A 15,450-nucleotide genomic window follows, 5' to 3' on the forward strand; every position below is an offset into this window, starting at 1 on the left:
ACCGGTGCTTCCGGAAGGACGCTCGATCCTCCCGGAAGCACCGGCCCGGTCACGCCTTGACGATGGACGCGCGGGTTCCCTCGCCGAGTTCGATCGCCTCGCCCTCGGGGGCACCGAGTTCGAAGGTCGTGGCGAGGATCTCGCCGGCGATCAGATCCCGGTGGCGGGCAGCCCATTCGGCGCGTTCGGCGGGAACCTCGAACCGCACCGAGATGCGGTCGGAGACCTCCAGGCCGAGGTTGCGGCGCGCGTCCTGGAACTCGCGGATGCGGTCCTTGGCCCAGCCCTCGGCCTCGAGTTCCTCGGTGACGGCCGTGTCGAGGACCACCAGGCCGTTGCCACCCGGCAGCGCGGCGGTGGATTCCGGCTCGGCCGCGACCAGACGGCTGGTGTACTCCTCGGGCAGCAGGGCGATGCCGGCCGCGGTGACCGTGCCGTCCTCCGCCTGCGTCCAGTCTCCCGCCTTGACGGCCTTGATGACCGTCTGCACGTCCTTGCCGAGACGCGGACCGGCGGCACGCGCGTTGACGACCACCTCGAACCGGCCGTGGGCCTCGACGTCGTCGGTGGTCACGACCCGCTTGACGTTGACCTCGTCCTTGATGAGATCGACGAACGGATCGAGATGCGACGAACCAGGCGTCGCCACCGTCACCTCGGGCAGCGGCAGCCGCACGCGCAGCTTCTGGGCCTTGCGCAGCGACAGCACGGTCGAGCACACCCCGCGCACCTCGTCCATCGCCGCGACGAGCGCGGGGTCCGAGGGCAGGTCGCCGGCCGCCGGCCAGTCCGCCAGGTGCACCGACCGACCACCGGTCAGACCCCGCCAGATCACCTCGGACGCCATCGGCAGCAGCGGCGCGGCCAGGCGCGTGACGACCTCGAGCACCGTGTGGAGGGTGTCGATCGCGTCGGTGTCCTCGTCCCAGAACCGGTTCCGCGAGCGGCGCACGTACCAGTTGGTCAGCGCGTCGCAGAAGGTGCGCAGCTCGTCGCACGCCCCGGCGATGTCGACGGTCTCGAGTGCCTCGGTGATGACGTCGCGGGTCTGCGCGAGCTTGGCGAGGATGTACCGGTCGAGCACGTTCGTCGAATCGGTCCGCCAGGCGCCCGGCTTCGACGCGTACAGCTGGAGGAAGCTCCACGCGTTCCACAGCGGCAGCAGCGCCTGCCGCACGCCCTCGCGAATACCCTGTTCGGTGACGACGAGGTTGCCGCCGCGCAGGATCGGCGAGGACATGAGGAACCAGCGCATCGCGTCGGAACCGTCGCGGGCGAAGACCTCGTTGACGTCGGGATAGTTGCCCTTCGACTTGCTCATCTTCAGGCCGTCGTCGCCGAGAACGATGCCGTGGGCGGCAACGCATTTGAAGGCGGGACGGTCGAACAACGCGGTGGCCAGGACGTGAAGCGTGTAGAACCAGCCGCGGGTCTGGCCGTTGTACTCGACGATGAAGTCGCCCGGGTAGTGCGTGTCGAACCAGTCGCGGTTCTCGAAGGGATAGTGCACCTGGGCGAACGGCATCGAGCCGGACTCGAACCAGCAGTCGAGGACCTCGGGGACGCGACGCATGGTCGACTTCCCGGTCGGGTCGTCGGGATTCGGCCGGGTGAGTTCGTCGATCATCGGCCGGTGCAGGTCGGTGGGCCGCACGCCGAAGTCGCGTTCGAGTTCGTCGAGCGAACCGTAGACGTCGACACGCGGGTACTCCGGGTCGTCCGAGATCCACACCGGGATCGGGCTGCCCCAGTAGCGGTTACGGCTGATGTTCCAGTCGCGGGCACCTTCGAGCCACTTGCCGAACTGACCGTCGCGGATGTGCTCGGGCACCCACGTGATCTGCTGGTTGAGCTCGACCATGCGGTCGCGGAAACGGGTGACGGCGACGAACCACGACGGCACCGCCATGTAGATCAACGGCTGACCCGACCGCCACGAGTGCGGGTAGGAGTGCTCGATGGTCTCGTGCCGCACAAGCTTTCCGGCGGCCTTGAGGTCCTTGATGATGGCCGGGTTGGCGTCGAAGACCTGCAGACCCTCGTACGGCGGCACCATCGAGGTGAACTTGCCGCCCGGATCGAGCGGCTGTACGAGCTCGATGCCGTTGCGCTGGCAGTACTCCATGTCCTCTTCACCGAAAGCCGGTGCGAGGTGGACGATTCCGGTGCCGGACTCGGTGGTGACGTAGTCGGCGGCGATCACCCGGTGGGCGTTCTCGCGGCCGGTGAAGAAGTCGAAGGGCGGCTCGTAGGCGAGACCGACGAGGTCGGTGCCGCGGTAACGGCCGAGCACCTCGGGCTCCTCGCCGAGTTCGCGGGCGTAGTGGCCGAGACGATCCTGCGCGAGCAGGTAGGTCTTGTCGTCGGCCCCGCGCACGGCGACATACTCGATCTCGGGGTGTACCGCGATCGCGAGGTTGGACGGCAGGGTCCACGGCGTGGTGGTCCAGATGAGCGCGCACGCGCCGTCGAGTTCGGAGCCGGGGGCGCGCAGCACCATGTCGACGGTGACCGCCGGATCCTGACGCATCTTGTAGGCGTCGTCGAGACGGGTCTCCTGGTTCGACAGCGGCGTCTGCTCGTACCAACTGTAGGGCAGCACGCGGAAGCCCTGGTAGATCAGGCCCTTCTCGTACAGCGACTTGAACGCCCACATGACCGACTCCATGAAGTCGAGGTCGAGGGTCTTGTAGTCGTTGTCGAAGTCGACCCAGCGTGCCTGGCGGGTGACGTAGTCGCGCCACTCACCGGTATAGCGCAGCACCGACTGCTTGCAGTAGGCGTTGAACTCGGCCACGCCCATCGAGTCGATCTCGGACTTGTCCTTGATGCCGAGCTGCTTCTCCGCCTCGAGCTCGGCGGGCAGGCCGTGGCAGTCCCAGCCGAAGCGACGGTCGACCTTCTTGCCGAGCATGGTCTGGAAACGCGGGACGACGTCCTTGACGTAGCCGGTGAGCAGGTGCCCGTAGTGCGGGAGTCCGTTCGCGAAGGGCGGGCCGTCGTAGAAGACGAACTCGTCGGCGCCGTCGCGGTTGCGCAGCGAGGCCTCGAAGGTGCCGTCGGAGGCCCATTGTGCGAGCACACATTCTTCGAGCGCCGGGAAATCGACACCCGAATCGCGCGGCAGGTCGTAGTCGACGCGCGGATATCCGGCAGTACTGCCGGCGGTTGCTGCGGTGGGATCCGGTGCAGCGTGGTTCTCGGTCACAGCGTGGCTCCTCCGTGCCTGGATACGTCTCGGCACGGGGACGATCGCCGTGCGCGTGCACGGCCACCGCGGTACCACCCCGCTTGCTCGTCCCGGGGGACGGCCACTCGTTCGGGCTGTGACGGGCCCACCCGTCCGGTTCTACTGGGCGACCGGCAAGGTCGCCGTTCTTCCGGAGGCTCCCCGGTGATGGCCGGATCGACGCCGCCCGCGATCGCGGGACCGAGCTTCACGCTCGGTGATGCATATTGTAGGACGCTTCAGCGATCCGAAGAATTCCGGTCGCCGCGACGCCGGCGCGATGCACGCCGACCGGGACGTCCGCCCGAGGCTCCGGCCTGCCCGACGGAACGGGGATCGGCCCACTCACCTTCGGCCGAACTCCGTCCGCCGAGCGTGCTCGCCAACAGGAGCACCGCTCCCACGACGCACACCGCGATACAACCCCATGCCCAGAGCACCGAACCGGTCATCAACGCGATCACGAGAAGACCGAATCCGACAGCTGCGAGTACCAGCGTGACGACGAGCACGACGCTCCTCCTCTACCGAGGTACAGCACCAGGCCGTACAGCACGAGCCGGAGAGACCGTCGGTCAGCTGTTGCCCTTCGCGAAGGACGACGATCCGAACGACGACGACGAGTTGGACTGGTTGAACACTTCCTGTCCACCGTCCACCGGAACGGCGGAACCGCGCTGCTCGAGCTCTTCGAGCTGCGACTCCAGATAGGACTTCAGGCGCACCCGGTATTCACGCTCGAACGTCTTGAGCCGCTCGATGCGCTCCTCCAGCACCGAACGCTGCTGGTTGATCGTGGCCATGATCTCGGTGTGTTTCTTCTCCGCGTCCGCCTGCAGCGCGTCGGCCTTCTCCTTGGCCTGACGCAGCTGGGTCTCCGAACGGGTGCGGGCATCGGCGAGCATCGCGTCGGACTTCTGCCGCGCGTCGGCGATCATCGCCTCGCTGCGGGTGCGGGCGTCGGAGACGAGCTGCTCGGAGTTGGTCCGAGCGTTGCGCACGAGCTCCTCGGCCTCGGCCTTGGCGTCGCCGGTGAGGCGGTCGGCCATCTCCTGCGCGAGCCCGAGGACCTTGGCGGCCTGCATGCTCGCGTCGCCGCTCGACGGCGCAGCGGCGACCGGGACGGGTGCCGGAGCCGGAGCCGGGGCGGGTTCCGGCTTGGGTGTCTCGACGACACGCGCGGGTTCGGGTTTGGACGGGGCCGCCGGCGCGGACGACGACGCGCTGCGCGGCGCCTTCTTGGCTTCGGCAAGCTCCTGGTCGAGTTCGGCGACCCGCTGACGCAGGTCGGCGTTCTCCTCGATGAGGTTCGTCAACTCCTGCTCGACGAGATCGAGGAAGGCGTCGACCTCGTCCTCGTTGTAACCACGCTTCCCGATCGGAGGCTTGCTGAACGCGACATTGTGCACATCAGCTGGTGTCAGCGGCATGGAAGGATCCCTTCACGCGTCGAGTAAGCGGTCAAGCAGGCGTTCTGAGTAATCGACAGTGCGTTACGCGTATCAAAACCCACTGTATATGGCACTCCATTGTGGCACACGGCAGCTCCGGGACGGCTCGACCCGACGTCCGACGCAGGCATCATGCTGCGCCGCCCCTGGGCAGGAATGCCATGAGGAAATACACGATGAACAGCAAGACCATGATGGACAGATCGAGCCGTACACCACCGAGATTGAGCGGCGGAATCAGTCTCCGCAGCAGCTTCACCGGCGGATCCGTGACCGTGAAGATCGCCTCGAGAACGACGACCACGAAGCCGGACGGCTTCCACTCCCGCGCGAAAGTTCTGATGAACTCGACGATGATCCGTCCGATCAGCAGAAGCCAGAAGATGAACAGCAGGAACCACAGCACCTCGAAAACGGCCACCTGCCCACAATGCCCGACGATGACGGGTCGATCAAAACCGAAACGCCCGGCCTGCAGTGATCTGCATCATGGCCGGGCGTGTCGGAACGCTCGAGGGACGGCGACGGGCATGCCGCGACGGACGTGCCGGGTGCACGCCCGCGCAGCGCGCGTCGACTACTGCTGGTTGTAGAAGCCGGTCTCGGCGATACGCCGCCGTTCCTCGGCGGAGACGTCGATGTCGGCGGGCGAGAGCAGGAAGACCTTCGTGGCCACCTTGTCGAACGAACCGCGCAGCGCGAAGGCGAGCCCGGCCGCGAAGTCGACGAGTCGCTTGGCGTCGGCGTTGCTCATCTCGACGAGGTCCATGATGACCGGCGTTCCGTCGCGGAAACGCTCACCGATCGTGCGCGCCTCGCTGTAGTCGCGGGGGCGCAACGTGGTGATCTTGGACAACGGACCTCCCTCGTCGAAGAGCGCACCACGCCGGGGCTCGGCGCGCTCGAGCCGGCTCTCCGCCGTCAGTGGTGCACGGCTGGGAACCGCGCGGGCCGGGGTGGGCGCCGGACGGGGACTGCGAGCGGTGATGGGTTCGACCCGCGGACGCGGTGCCGGCTCGTACCGGTCGAACTCGTCGTGCTCGAACTCGCGAACCGGTTCCTCGCGGTGCGACGGGGCGTACTCGTCGCGATGCGACGGCGCGTAGCCGCCATAAGTGGCCTCGCCGTAGTCGCGATCACGGTCGCGGCGGCCACTCGCCGGATCGTCGAGGTACTCGTCCTCGTAATCCTCGAGCGGCACCATCCCGAAGTACGCCTTGAACTTGTGGAGTGTGCTCATCGATCGCCTTTCCCTCGCGCGGCGGATGTCATTCAGGCTAACGGTCGATACCCCAACACCGCCGTTCCGACACGCACGCACGTCGAACCCCATCGAACCGCGTGCTCGAGGTCACCCGACATGCCCGCGGACAGCTCCACCGCCGCCGGGTGGTCCTGCAGCAACCGTGCATGCATGGCGTGAAGCTGCTCGAATGCCCGTTCGGGCTCCCACCCGAGCGGCGGCACTCCCATCAAGCCTCCGAGTTCGAGGACCTCGGACGCGGCGACCGCCTCGGCGAGGGCGGGAAGATCCTCGGCGACCACGCCGCCGCGCTCCCGGTCGCCGTCGAGGCTGACCTGCAGCAGTGCCCGCAGCGGTCCGGTGCGTTCGCCGGTGTCGAGGGCGGCCCGCGCCCCCTTCTCGAAGGCCTGCACGAGACGGAGACTGTCGACCGAGTGCACCGTGTGCGCCCAACGGGCGACGGCACGGGCCTTGTTGCGCTGCACCCGACCGATCATGTGCCACTCGACCGGCGCGTCGACGCTCTCCCGGAACACGGCGATCTTCGCGCTCGCCTCCTGCTCGCGGGACTCGCCGAAGCGTTCGCATCCCAGCTCGTGGAGGAGCACGGCGTCGGAGGCGGGAAAGAACTTGGTGACCGTCAGCAACGCGACGTCCGACGGATCGCGTCCGGCGGCGCGCGCCGCGGCGTCGAGCCGCTCGCGTACGGCGGCGAGACGTCCGGCGAGTTCGTCGCGCCGCTCCTCGGAGGTGGGGCTCACGCCGTTCCCTCCTCGCCGGCCTCCTCGAGCCAGACGACCGAGGCGAACCGCCCCGTGGGTGCCGAACGCCGGTGGCTGAACAGCGAGGTGTCCTCGATCGTGCAGCGCGGATCCTCCACCACGGCGGTCACGCCGTGATCGGCGAGCTGGCGGCGCAGTCCGGCACGCAGGTCGAGTCCGGGAGTACCGCGGTTCGTGCGGGTCGCGCTACCGGGCAAGTGTGCCTCGACATCGGCCCTCATCGCCGCGGGCACCTCGTACTGCCGGCCACTCGCGGCCGGTCCGAGCAGCGCACCGATGCGATCGGGGCGGGCGCCGAGATCGACCATGACGTCGAGCACGCGCGGGAGGATCCCGATGCGCGCCCCCACCCGGCCGGCGTGCACCGCGGCGATCACCCCGGCCACCTCGTCGGACAGCAGGATCGACACGCAGTCGGCGCTGAGGGTCACGAGCGCGAGCCCGGTCTCGCGGGTGACGAGCGCATCGGTGGCGGGAACGGGTTCGGGCACCGGCGCGTCGACCACGGTGACGTTGCGGCTGTGGATCTGTTCCATCCAGACGAACCGCTCGGGCGGCAACCCGATGACGGACGCGAGCCGCCGCCGGTTGGCAGCGACTGCGGCCGGGTCGTCACCGACGTGATCGGCGAGGTTGAAACTGTCGTACGGAGCTGCGGACACCCCGCCGGCTCGTGTGGTCACGACCCGGCGGGCGCGCAGCAGGCGGTGCGGAGCCGTCAACGGCGCATGAAGATCGGCACGTCGACGTCGTCGTCACCGTCGTCGTCGATGTCCACGCTGCGGGGTGCGTTGCCGCCTCCGGCCGGCGGCTGGCTGCCGACGGGGGGCTGCTCGCGCACGGGGGTGGTTTCGACGGTCTCGCGCTCGGGACGGCCGAGTTCGCCGGCGCGCGCGACGCCGATCGCACCGGGCCGACCGGCCGGCTGCTGCTGCTGCTGCTGCGGAGGCTGCTGTTGCGCCTGCCCCTGCTGCTGCTGGCCGACCTCGACGGGACGGCGGGCAGGCGTTCCGCCCTCGAAGCCCGCGGCGATGACGGTCACGCGGACCTCGTCGCCGAGCGAGTCGTCGATGACCGTGCCGAAGATGATGTTGGCGTCGATGTGCGCGGCCTCCTGCACGAGCGAGGCAGCCTCGTTGATCTCGAACAGGCCGAGATCGGATCCGCCGGCGATCGACAGCAGCACGCCGCGCGCGCCTTCCATCGACGCCTCGAGCAGCGGCGAGTTGATCGCGGCCTCCGCGGCCTTGATCGCACGCCCCTCGCCGCGCGACGAGCCGATGCCCATCAACGCGGAGCCGGCACCCGACATGACGCCCTTCACGTCGGCGAAGTCGACGTTGATCAGACCCGGTGTGGTGATGAGGTCGGTGATGCCCTGGACACCGTTGAGGAGCACCTCGTCGGCGGAGCGGAAGGCGTCCATGAGACTGACGGCGGCGTCGCCGAGCTGGAGGAGCCGGTCGTTGGGGATGACGATGAGCGTGTCGCAGGACTCGCGCAGCGTCTGGATGCCGGTGTCGGCCTGACTGCCGCGGCGCTTGCCCTCGAACGAGAACGGACGCGTGACGACACCGACGGTGAGCGCGCCGAGCTTGCGGGCGATGCTCGCGACGACGGGAGCGCCGCCGGTACCGGTTCCACCACCCTCGCCTGCGGTCACGAAGACCATGTCGGCGCCCTTGAGTACTTCTTCGATCTCGTCCTTGTGATCCTCGGCGGCCTTGCGGCCGACCTCCGGGTCTGCGCCGGCGCCGAGTCCGCGGGTCAGTTCGCGGCCGACGTCGAGCTTGACGTCGGCATCCGACATGAGCAGGGCTTGCGCGTCGGTGTTGACGGCAATGAACTCGACTCCCTTGAGTCCCTGCTCGATCATGCGGTTGACCGCGTTCACGCCGCCACCGCCGATACCGACGACCTTGATTACGGCGAGGTAGTTGTGCGGGGGCGTCATGTGCTCTCGCCTTCCTGAAGTTCCGGGTGGTGCATGGTGTCCGGGTGGTGCTGGGTCTGGGTCTGACTCGATGTCGGTCACGTCCGCCGGTCGGGCGGACGGCTCCGCAGCGCGCTGCCCCGACAAACCCTCAACCACAGCTTGAAGGTTATGTCAAGTAACGCGACTGTCCGAAACGCTATGGCACGGGTACCGAGATTAGCCAGTAGACGCGCCGGACACGCCGGACGAATTTCGTCGATCCCTCACCTCACCGTCGGCAGGTCGGGACTCGCCACGTCGAATCGCTCCCCCGGCTGTGTCAGCAGCGGGCCGACGACCGCCGCCTTCCGCTCGGAACGATCGGTTCCACCCCACACCACGACACGCCCGTCGGTGAGGACGATCGAGATGTCGGACGGGGAGGGCGCTTCGACCGTCTCCACCTGCACGCGCAGGTCGGGCGGTAACTTGTCGAGCACCTCCACGGCGGCGCGGGTCGCGGGATCGCCGGTGCCCGGCGTCGGAGTGACGAGACGGGGAGTGAACATCGGAGGCGGCTCGACCGCGAAGTCCACTCCCTCGATGTCGACAGAGTGGGTGCCGTCGGGGGCGTCGAAGAAGACCATCGCCTCGCGCTCGGTCACTGTCACCCGGACGGTGGAGGGATAGACCCGCTGGACCCGGGCCGACGCCGCACGCGGAATCGTCGCGACCCGCTGGGCCGCCGCGGCCGTGTCGACCCGGAGCAGCGGCGTGCCCTCGGCGACCGCGAGCGCGTCGACCACCTCGTCGTAGGTGACGACCTCGATCCCGTCCACCTCGATCACCCGCACGGACAGCAACGGCGACAGCCACGCCACCGCGATGGCGCCGAGGAACACCGCGACGACAGCCGCCCCTAGCAGTACCGTCCGCAGGCGCACCGACCGCCCGGACGGGCGGCGGGCAGTGCTGCGTTCGCGGGCTTCATCGGGCTCACGCGGTTCGCGTGACGGTCGTCCGCGACGGCGGCGCGACGAGACGGCGGCGGGCGTCACGAGCTGATCGGTCCCGGTCCGGAACCGCCGGGTGCGCGGAATCCGCCGGGCTCGGGAGCCGCCCCGGCCGGACGGAAGCGACCCGGTTTGCTGTGGAGCGCGTCGAGGATCTGCCGGCCCAGCATCGTGACGTCACCGGCACCCATCGTGATCACGACATCACCCGGCCGGGTCAGACGCGCGACCTGCCGCGGCACCGCGGACAGATTCGGCTGGTAGTGCACAGGCTTGCTCACCGCCCGCGCGACCAGCGCACCGCTCACACCCGGGATCGGTTCCTCCCGGGCGCCGTAGACGTCGAGCACCACGACCTCGTCGGCGAGGTCGAGAGCCTGCCCGAACTCGGTGGCGAACGCCTCGGTGCGCGAGTAGAGATGCGGCTGGAAGACGACGATCACGCGGGGCCGTTCGGTGCCCGTCTCGGTGTAGCGCAGCGGCTCTCCCGCCACGAGTTCGGCCGCGGCCGCAAGGACCGCGCGGACCTCGGTGGGATGGTGGGCGTAGTCGTCGAACACCCGCACACCGTGTTCGCGGCCGGTGTACTGGAACCGCCGGTGCACACCACCGAAACCGGCGAGGCCTTCCATCGCCTCGTCGACCTGCGCTCCGGCTTCGAGCGCGGCGAGCAGCGCGGCGAGAGCATTGAGCGCCATGTGCCGGCCGGGGACGGACAGTCGCACGGTGCGCGGCGAATCCTCACCCGCGAGGTGGAACTCGGCGACGCCGCCGACATCCTTGGCCTCCCAGCCGAGCAGCCGCACCCCGACGGGAACGCCGCGGTGGTCGCTCGCGGTGCCGATGACGTCGGCGGTGCCGTAACCCTGCACCCGCAGGTCGTCGCGGCCGAGGGCGACGACGCGCTCGGCGAGGGCCGCCGAGCCGGGGTCGTCGAGGCAGACGACGAGCAGGCCGCCGGGGGCGATGCGGGCGACGAACTCGTCGAAGACCGCCGTGTACGCCTCCGGCGTGCCGAAGTAGTCGAGGTGATCGGCCTCGATGTTCGTGACGATCACGGTGTTCGGGTCGTACTGCAGCAGCGAGCCGTCGCTCTCGTCGGCTTCGGCGACGAAGACGTCCCCGCTGCCGTGGTGGGCGTTGGTCCCGGATTCGTTGAGTTCACCGCCCACCGCGAAGGACGGATCGAGGCCGCAGTGCTGCAGCGCGACGACGAGCATCGACGTCGTGGAGGTCTTGCCGTGGGTGCCGGAGACCAGGAAGGTGCGGTTCCCTCGCATCAGCGAGGCGAGGACCGCGGGTCGCAACAGGATCGGGATGCCGCGCTCGCGGGCGGCGACCAGTTCGGGATTGTCCTTCGGGATAGCCGCGAACGTTGTGACCAGGGCGGTAGGACCACCCTCCAGCAGGTCGAGAGCCTCGGCGGCGTGGCCGATGCGGACCTGCGCGCCGCGGGCCCGCAGCGCGAGCACACCGCGGCTCTCCTTCGCGTCGGAACCCGATACCTGTCCCCCACGGGCGAGCAGGATCCGGGCGATGCCCGACATCCCGGCACCGCCGATACCGACCATGTGCACCCGCTCGAGTTCGGCGGGTAACTGCGCACTCATCGTTCACTCCTGTTCGGTTCCACTCCGGCAACCTCGAGCACTATGCGCGCCATCTCGTCTGCGGCGCTGCGGTGACCAGCGGCCGCGGCGCTGCGCCCCATCTCCACGAGTCTCCGCTCGTCGCCGAGCAGCGACACCACTTCCGTGGCGACATAGTCCGAAGTCAGGTCGCCGTCGGCGACGATCCTGCCACCGCCGGCCTCGACGACGGGGCGGGCGTTGAGTTCCTGTTCACCATTCCCGTGCGGGAGCGGCACGTACACGGCGGGCAGACCCACCGCCGAGACCTCCGCGACCGTCATGGCCCCGGACCGGCAGACCACCGCATCGGCGGCGGAGTACGCGAGGTCCATCCGTTCGAGATAGGGCACGGTGACGTACGGGGCGCGGGCGTGACCGGCATGGGCGGGGATGTCCACGGTGTTCTTCGGTCCGTGCGCGTGCAGCACCGCGATGCCGGCCTCGGCGAGTGCCGAGGACGCACCGGACACGGCCTCGTTCAGCGAGCGTGCACCCTGCGACCCACCGAAGACGAGCAGCACGGGTACGTCGTCGGGCAGACCGAAGTGCCGGCGTGCCTCCGCGCGCAGCCCGGCGCGGTCGAGACCGGTGATCGACGAGCGGACCGGGATCCCCACGATCTGCGCGTCACCGCGCCGGACGATTCCCGAGCGCGGGACGGCGGCGAGCACGCGCTCGGCCCGCAGGGCACCGATGCGATTGGCGATGCCCGCACTGGCATTGGCCTCGTGGACGACGACCGGGATGCGCCGGCGTCGACGCAGCGGACCGGCTCCGGCCGCGAGATAGGCGGGCAGCGCCACGTACCCGCCGAAACCGACGACGACGTCGGCGTCGACCTCGTCGAGGATCTGCCGGGTGCGGCGCACCGACGAGACGACCCGGCCGGGAAGTTTCAGCAGGTCCACCGTCGGCTTGCGGGGCAGCGGCACCGGTGGGATGAGTTCGAGGGGATACCCGCGGTGGGGCACCAGCGTCGTCTCGAGTCCCCGTTCGGTGCCGAGCGCGGTGATCCGCGCGTCGGGCACGAGTGCGCGGACGGCGTCGGCCACCGCGAGTGCCGGTTCGATATGACCGGCCGTGCCGCCTCCGGCCACCACCACCGACAGTGCCGGCCTCTCCCCACTCACCTACGGTTCCCTCTCTCTCCGCTTCGTCCGTTCGATCCGCGTGTCGTGCGGTTCGTCTGCTGCCGGCCGCGAGCCGGTTCGCGTGCAGGTTGTGTACGCCGGGCCCGGCCGGTCCCCTCCCGGGGTTCCGTCCGGCCTGCCGATGTCCGGCGGTCCGTCGCGGCTCCCCGTTGCCGCTCGTTCGGTGCGGGGGACTGCCGCTTGCGCGATCCCCCACCTTTCGACGCGGGGCGGGCACTGCGCTCGGGCGCCGCGGCCCGCGCTCGCGGCTGTCGTGCTGCGACCGTACGCGCCGCCGAGGAGCGACCGGCCCGGTAGGCCTCCGGCTTGCGCAGGCGCAGCAGCCGCGCGAACCGGCCGTCCTGACCCGCGTGCAGCGCGGCGATGGCCTCGGGTTCGTGTCTGGCTGCGTTGGCGATCAGGCCGAACATCAGCAGGGTGGTGGCCGTCGAGGTACCACCGGCCGACACGAGCGGCAACTGCAGGCCGGTCACGGGCAGCAGTCCCACGACGTAGCCGATGTTGATGAAGGCCTGGCCGATGATCCACGTCGTCGCCGTCGCAGTGAACAGGCGCAGGAAGGGGTCGGCCGAGCGCATCGCGATCCGCAGTCCGACATAGGCGAACAGACCGAACAGGCCGATGACGGCCACTCCACCGAGGAAGCCCAGTTCCTCACCGATGATCGCGAAGATGAAGTCGTTGTGGGCGTTGGGCAGATAACTCCACTTCGCGCGGCTCTGACCGAGCCCGCGACCCCACAGGCCGCCGTCCGCGAGGGAGAACTTCGCCTGTCGCGCCTGGTAACCGGCACCCTGCGGGTCGTCGCCGGGGTTGAAGAAGGCCCGCACACGCTGCGAGCGATAGCCGGCCGTCAAGGCCAGGATCACCGCGAGTGTGGCGGCCGTGCCGACGATCCCGAGGAACACCTTGAGCGGCAGTCCCGCGAACCACAACAGGGCGATCACGATGATCACGATCGAGACGGTGGTGCCGAGGTCGGGCTGGAGCACGATCAGGCCGGTCACGAGCAGGGCGGCCGGGACGAGCGGGACGAGCATCTCGCGCAGCGTCGAGTTCTCCCCACGCCGGGAGGCGAGCAGGTGCGCACCCCACACGGCAAGGGTGATCTTGGCGATCTCCGCCGGCTGCAACGAGATACCGGCGATGACGAACCACCCCCGGGTGCCCTGCGAGACCGTACCGATGCCCGGTATGAGCACGAGCACGAGCAGCACGACCGAGAACGCGAACGCCGGGAAGGCGAAGCGTCGCATCACCCGGACCGGGATCTGCAGCGCGATGTAGAAGATCACCATGCCCAGGACGGCGAAGATCGCCTGGGAGGTGAACAATCCGTAGGCCGATCCCGCCGCGGCCACCGCGCCGACGCTCGACGACGACAGCACCATGACGAGGCCGAGCACGGTGAGCAGGACGGCGATCGTCACCACGAGATGGAAGGACGCGAGCGGTCGCGCCATCCAGGCCCCGAACCGGCCGCGTACTCCGACCACCGGCTCGTCGGTGTTCGCCCCTGCTCGGGTCGCTCCTGCCCGAGGGGTCACGGTTGCGTCCCGCCCCCGCGGAGTTCCTCGACCGCGGACGCGAAACTCCGGCCGCGCTCCGCGTAATCGGCGAACATGTCGAGCGATGCCGCGGCCGGGGCGAGCAGCACCGTCTCCCCCGGCGAGGCGAGTGCGGCCGCTTCCCGGACCACCACGCGCATCGCGGCAGGACCGTCGGCGCCCCGTGCCACGGCCCTCCTCACCGAAGACGTGTCGGTCTCGCTCGTCGCATCGGTCATCGCTTCATCGTCGCCCGTGTCCACGACGACGACCGGGACCTGCGGGGCGTGTCGCGCCAGCGCGTCGGCGATGTCGCCGGCGTCGCGGCCGAGCAGCACGGCTCCGGACAGTCGCGGCGCAACCTCGGCGACCAGGTCGTCCACGCGGGCGCCCTTGAGCAGACCACCGGCGATCCACACCACGCGGTCGCGGGCGAGCAGCGAACTACGGGCCGCGTGCGGATTGGTCGCCTTCGAATCGTCGATGTACTCGACGCCGTCGACCTGCCCGACCGGCGCGGCGCGGTGCGGACCGACGCGGTGCCGTCGCAGGCCGTCGTGCACCGCCGAGGCGGGCACGTCGATGGCCCGGGCGAGGGCTGCGGCCGCGAGTGCGTCGGACAGTCCGGCGGGGCCGGGCGGCGTCACGTCGTCCACCCGGGCGAGCACGGCGGAATCGGCGAACGCCCGGTCGACGAGCAGTTCGCCGCTGATCCCGAGTTCGCCTTCCTGGGGATAGCCCAGGGTGAAGCCCACGGTGACCAAGGCACGGGACCGGTCGCCGAGACCACCGGCGATCGGGTCGTCGAGACCGATGACCCCGACGGCGCCGGTGAGCGCACCGAGTTTGGCCTCGATGTAGTTCTCGATGCCGCCGTGCCAGTCGAGATGGTCCTCGGCGATGTTGAGCACGACGCCGGCCTCGGGCCGAACCGAGGGCGCCCAGTGCAGCTGGAAGGACGACAACTCGACGGCGAGTACGTCGGCCCGCGGTTCGTCGCGGCGCAGGGCGTCGAGCACGGGAAGACCGATGTTGCCGCACGCGACGCTGCCGAGGCCGGAGGCCTCGAGGATCGCGTGCAGCATCATGGTCGTAGTGGTCTTGCCGTTCGTCCCGGTGACGGCCAGCCACCGACGGGCCGGTCCGTAGACCTCGGCGCGGTCGATGCGCCAGGACAGTTCGATGTCGCCCCAGATGGGGATCGCCGCGCCGGCCGCGCGCGAGAGCAGCGGGGCGTCGGGCGGGAATCCGGGACTCGTGACCACCAGGGCGAACTCGCGCAGCGCAGCGGGGTCGTCGACGAGACTGTCGAGGTCGACCGTCCGGGCGCCGAGCGCCGCGCACTCGGCCAGTGCCCGCTCGTTGCGGTCGGTGACGGTGACGTGGGCGCCGAGATCGGTAAGGGGTTCGATCGTCGCGCGGCCGGACACCCCTGCCCCGGCGACGAGCACCGCCCGTCCTCTGAGCCGTTCGAGTTCGTCGTTCACG

13 protein-coding genes are annotated in these 15,450 nt (G+C 69.6%); all 13 read right to left on the minus strand.

Translation table 11 applies throughout. The features are described from left to right. Positions 1 to 49 precede the first annotated feature (49 nt). Positions 50 to 3,208, minus strand: coding sequence for an isoleucine--tRNA ligase (gene ileS / locus KXC42_RS14305; protein ID WP_219129184.1), 3,159 nt, complete (start codon positions 3,206 to 3,208; stop codon positions 50 to 52). Positions 3,209 to 3,468: 260 nt separating this feature from the next. After that, positions 3,469 to 3,741 carry a hypothetical protein gene (locus KXC42_RS14310; RefSeq protein WP_006554130.1) on the minus strand — a complete coding sequence of 91 codons (273 nt, stop codon included), beginning with the start codon at positions 3,739 to 3,741 and terminating at the stop codon, positions 3,469 to 3,471. A 63-nt stretch (positions 3,742 to 3,804) separates the two neighbouring features. Next, positions 3,805 to 4,659, minus strand: a complete 855-nt coding sequence (locus KXC42_RS14315) for a DivIVA domain-containing protein (protein ID WP_006554131.1) — start codon at positions 4,657 to 4,659, stop codon at positions 3,805 to 3,807. Between the two features lie 151 nt (positions 4,660 to 4,810). Further along, a complete protein-coding gene (locus KXC42_RS14320) occupies positions 4,811 to 5,101 on the minus strand; it encodes a YggT family protein (RefSeq protein WP_006554132.1) in 291 nt (96 codons plus the stop codon). Between the two features lie 156 nt (positions 5,102 to 5,257). Next, a complete protein-coding gene (locus tag KXC42_RS14325) occupies positions 5,258 to 5,920 on the minus strand; it encodes a cell division protein SepF (RefSeq protein ID WP_006554133.1) in 663 nt (220 codons plus the stop codon). A 32-nt stretch (positions 5,921 to 5,952) separates the two neighbouring features. Next, positions 5,953 to 6,684, minus strand: a complete 732-nt coding sequence (locus tag KXC42_RS14330; protein WP_039585192.1) for a YggS family pyridoxal phosphate-dependent enzyme — start codon at positions 6,682 to 6,684, stop codon at positions 5,953 to 5,955. After that, a complete protein-coding gene (pgeF, locus tag KXC42_RS14335; protein ID WP_039585191.1) occupies positions 6,681 to 7,427 on the minus strand; it encodes a peptidoglycan editing factor PgeF in 747 nt (248 codons plus the stop codon). The genes KXC42_RS14330 and pgeF overlap by 4 nt, the downstream gene beginning before the upstream one ends. Beyond that, positions 7,424 to 8,659 (minus strand): cell division protein FtsZ, encoded by a 1,236-nt coding sequence (gene ftsZ / locus KXC42_RS14340; protein WP_217579688.1) that lies wholly within the window; start codon positions 8,657 to 8,659, stop codon positions 7,424 to 7,426. Before ftsZ ends, pgeF begins: the two co-directional genes overlap by 4 nt. Before the next feature lie 245 nt (positions 8,660 to 8,904). Beyond that, positions 8,905 to 9,678 (minus strand): cell division protein FtsQ/DivIB, encoded by a 774-nt coding sequence (locus tag KXC42_RS14345; protein WP_006554137.1) that lies wholly within the window; start codon positions 9,676 to 9,678, stop codon positions 8,905 to 8,907. Further along, positions 9,675 to 11,243 carry a UDP-N-acetylmuramate--L-alanine ligase gene (gene murC, locus KXC42_RS14350; RefSeq protein WP_039585189.1) on the minus strand — a complete coding sequence of 523 codons (1,569 nt, stop codon included), beginning with the start codon at positions 11,241 to 11,243 and terminating at the stop codon, positions 9,675 to 9,677. The genes KXC42_RS14345 and murC overlap by 4 nt, the downstream gene beginning before the upstream one ends. After that, positions 11,240 to 12,394, minus strand: coding sequence for an undecaprenyldiphospho-muramoylpentapeptide beta-N-acetylglucosaminyltransferase (gene murG, locus KXC42_RS14355; RefSeq protein ID WP_039585188.1), 1,155 nt, complete (start codon positions 12,392 to 12,394; stop codon positions 11,240 to 11,242). Before murG ends, murC begins: the two co-directional genes overlap by 4 nt. After that, the gene (gene ftsW / locus KXC42_RS14360; RefSeq protein ID WP_052227281.1) at positions 12,391 to 13,878 is read right to left on the minus strand and encodes a putative lipid II flippase FtsW; all 1,488 of its coding nucleotides are present in this window, start codon (positions 13,876 to 13,878) and stop codon (positions 12,391 to 12,393) included. The genes murG and ftsW overlap by 4 nt, the downstream gene beginning before the upstream one ends. A gap of 80 nt (positions 13,879 to 13,958) precedes the next feature. Next, a complete protein-coding gene (gene murD / locus KXC42_RS14365; protein ID WP_084222319.1) occupies positions 13,959 to 15,449 on the minus strand; it encodes a UDP-N-acetylmuramoyl-L-alanine--D-glutamate ligase in 1,491 nt (496 codons plus the stop codon). Position 15,450: the final 1 nt, after the last annotated feature.

Origin of the sequence: Rhodococcus sp. LW-XY12 (assembly GCF_019317345.1) — a bacterium.
Lineage (GTDB): Bacteria > Actinomycetota > Actinomycetes > Mycobacteriales > Mycobacteriaceae > Rhodococcus > Rhodococcus pyridinivorans.

Coding starts and splice junctions, on each gene's coding strand:
- ftsW (WP_052227281.1), bottom strand. CDS start 13,878: ATGGCGCGACCGCTCGCGTCCTTCCATCTCGTGGTGACGATCGCCGTC.
- KXC42_RS14325 (WP_006554133.1), bottom strand. CDS start 5,920: ATGAGCACACTCCACAAGTTCAAGGCGTACTTCGGGATGGTGCCGCTC.
- KXC42_RS14315 (WP_006554131.1), bottom strand. CDS start 4,659: ATGCCGCTGACACCAGCTGATGTGCACAATGTCGCGTTCAGCAAGCCT.
- ftsZ (WP_217579688.1), bottom strand. CDS start 8,659: ATGACGCCCCCGCACAACTACCTCGCCGTAATCAAGGTCGTCGGTATC.
- murC (WP_039585189.1), bottom strand. CDS start 11,243: ATGAGTGCGCAGTTACCCGCCGAACTCGAGCGGGTGCACATGGTCGGT.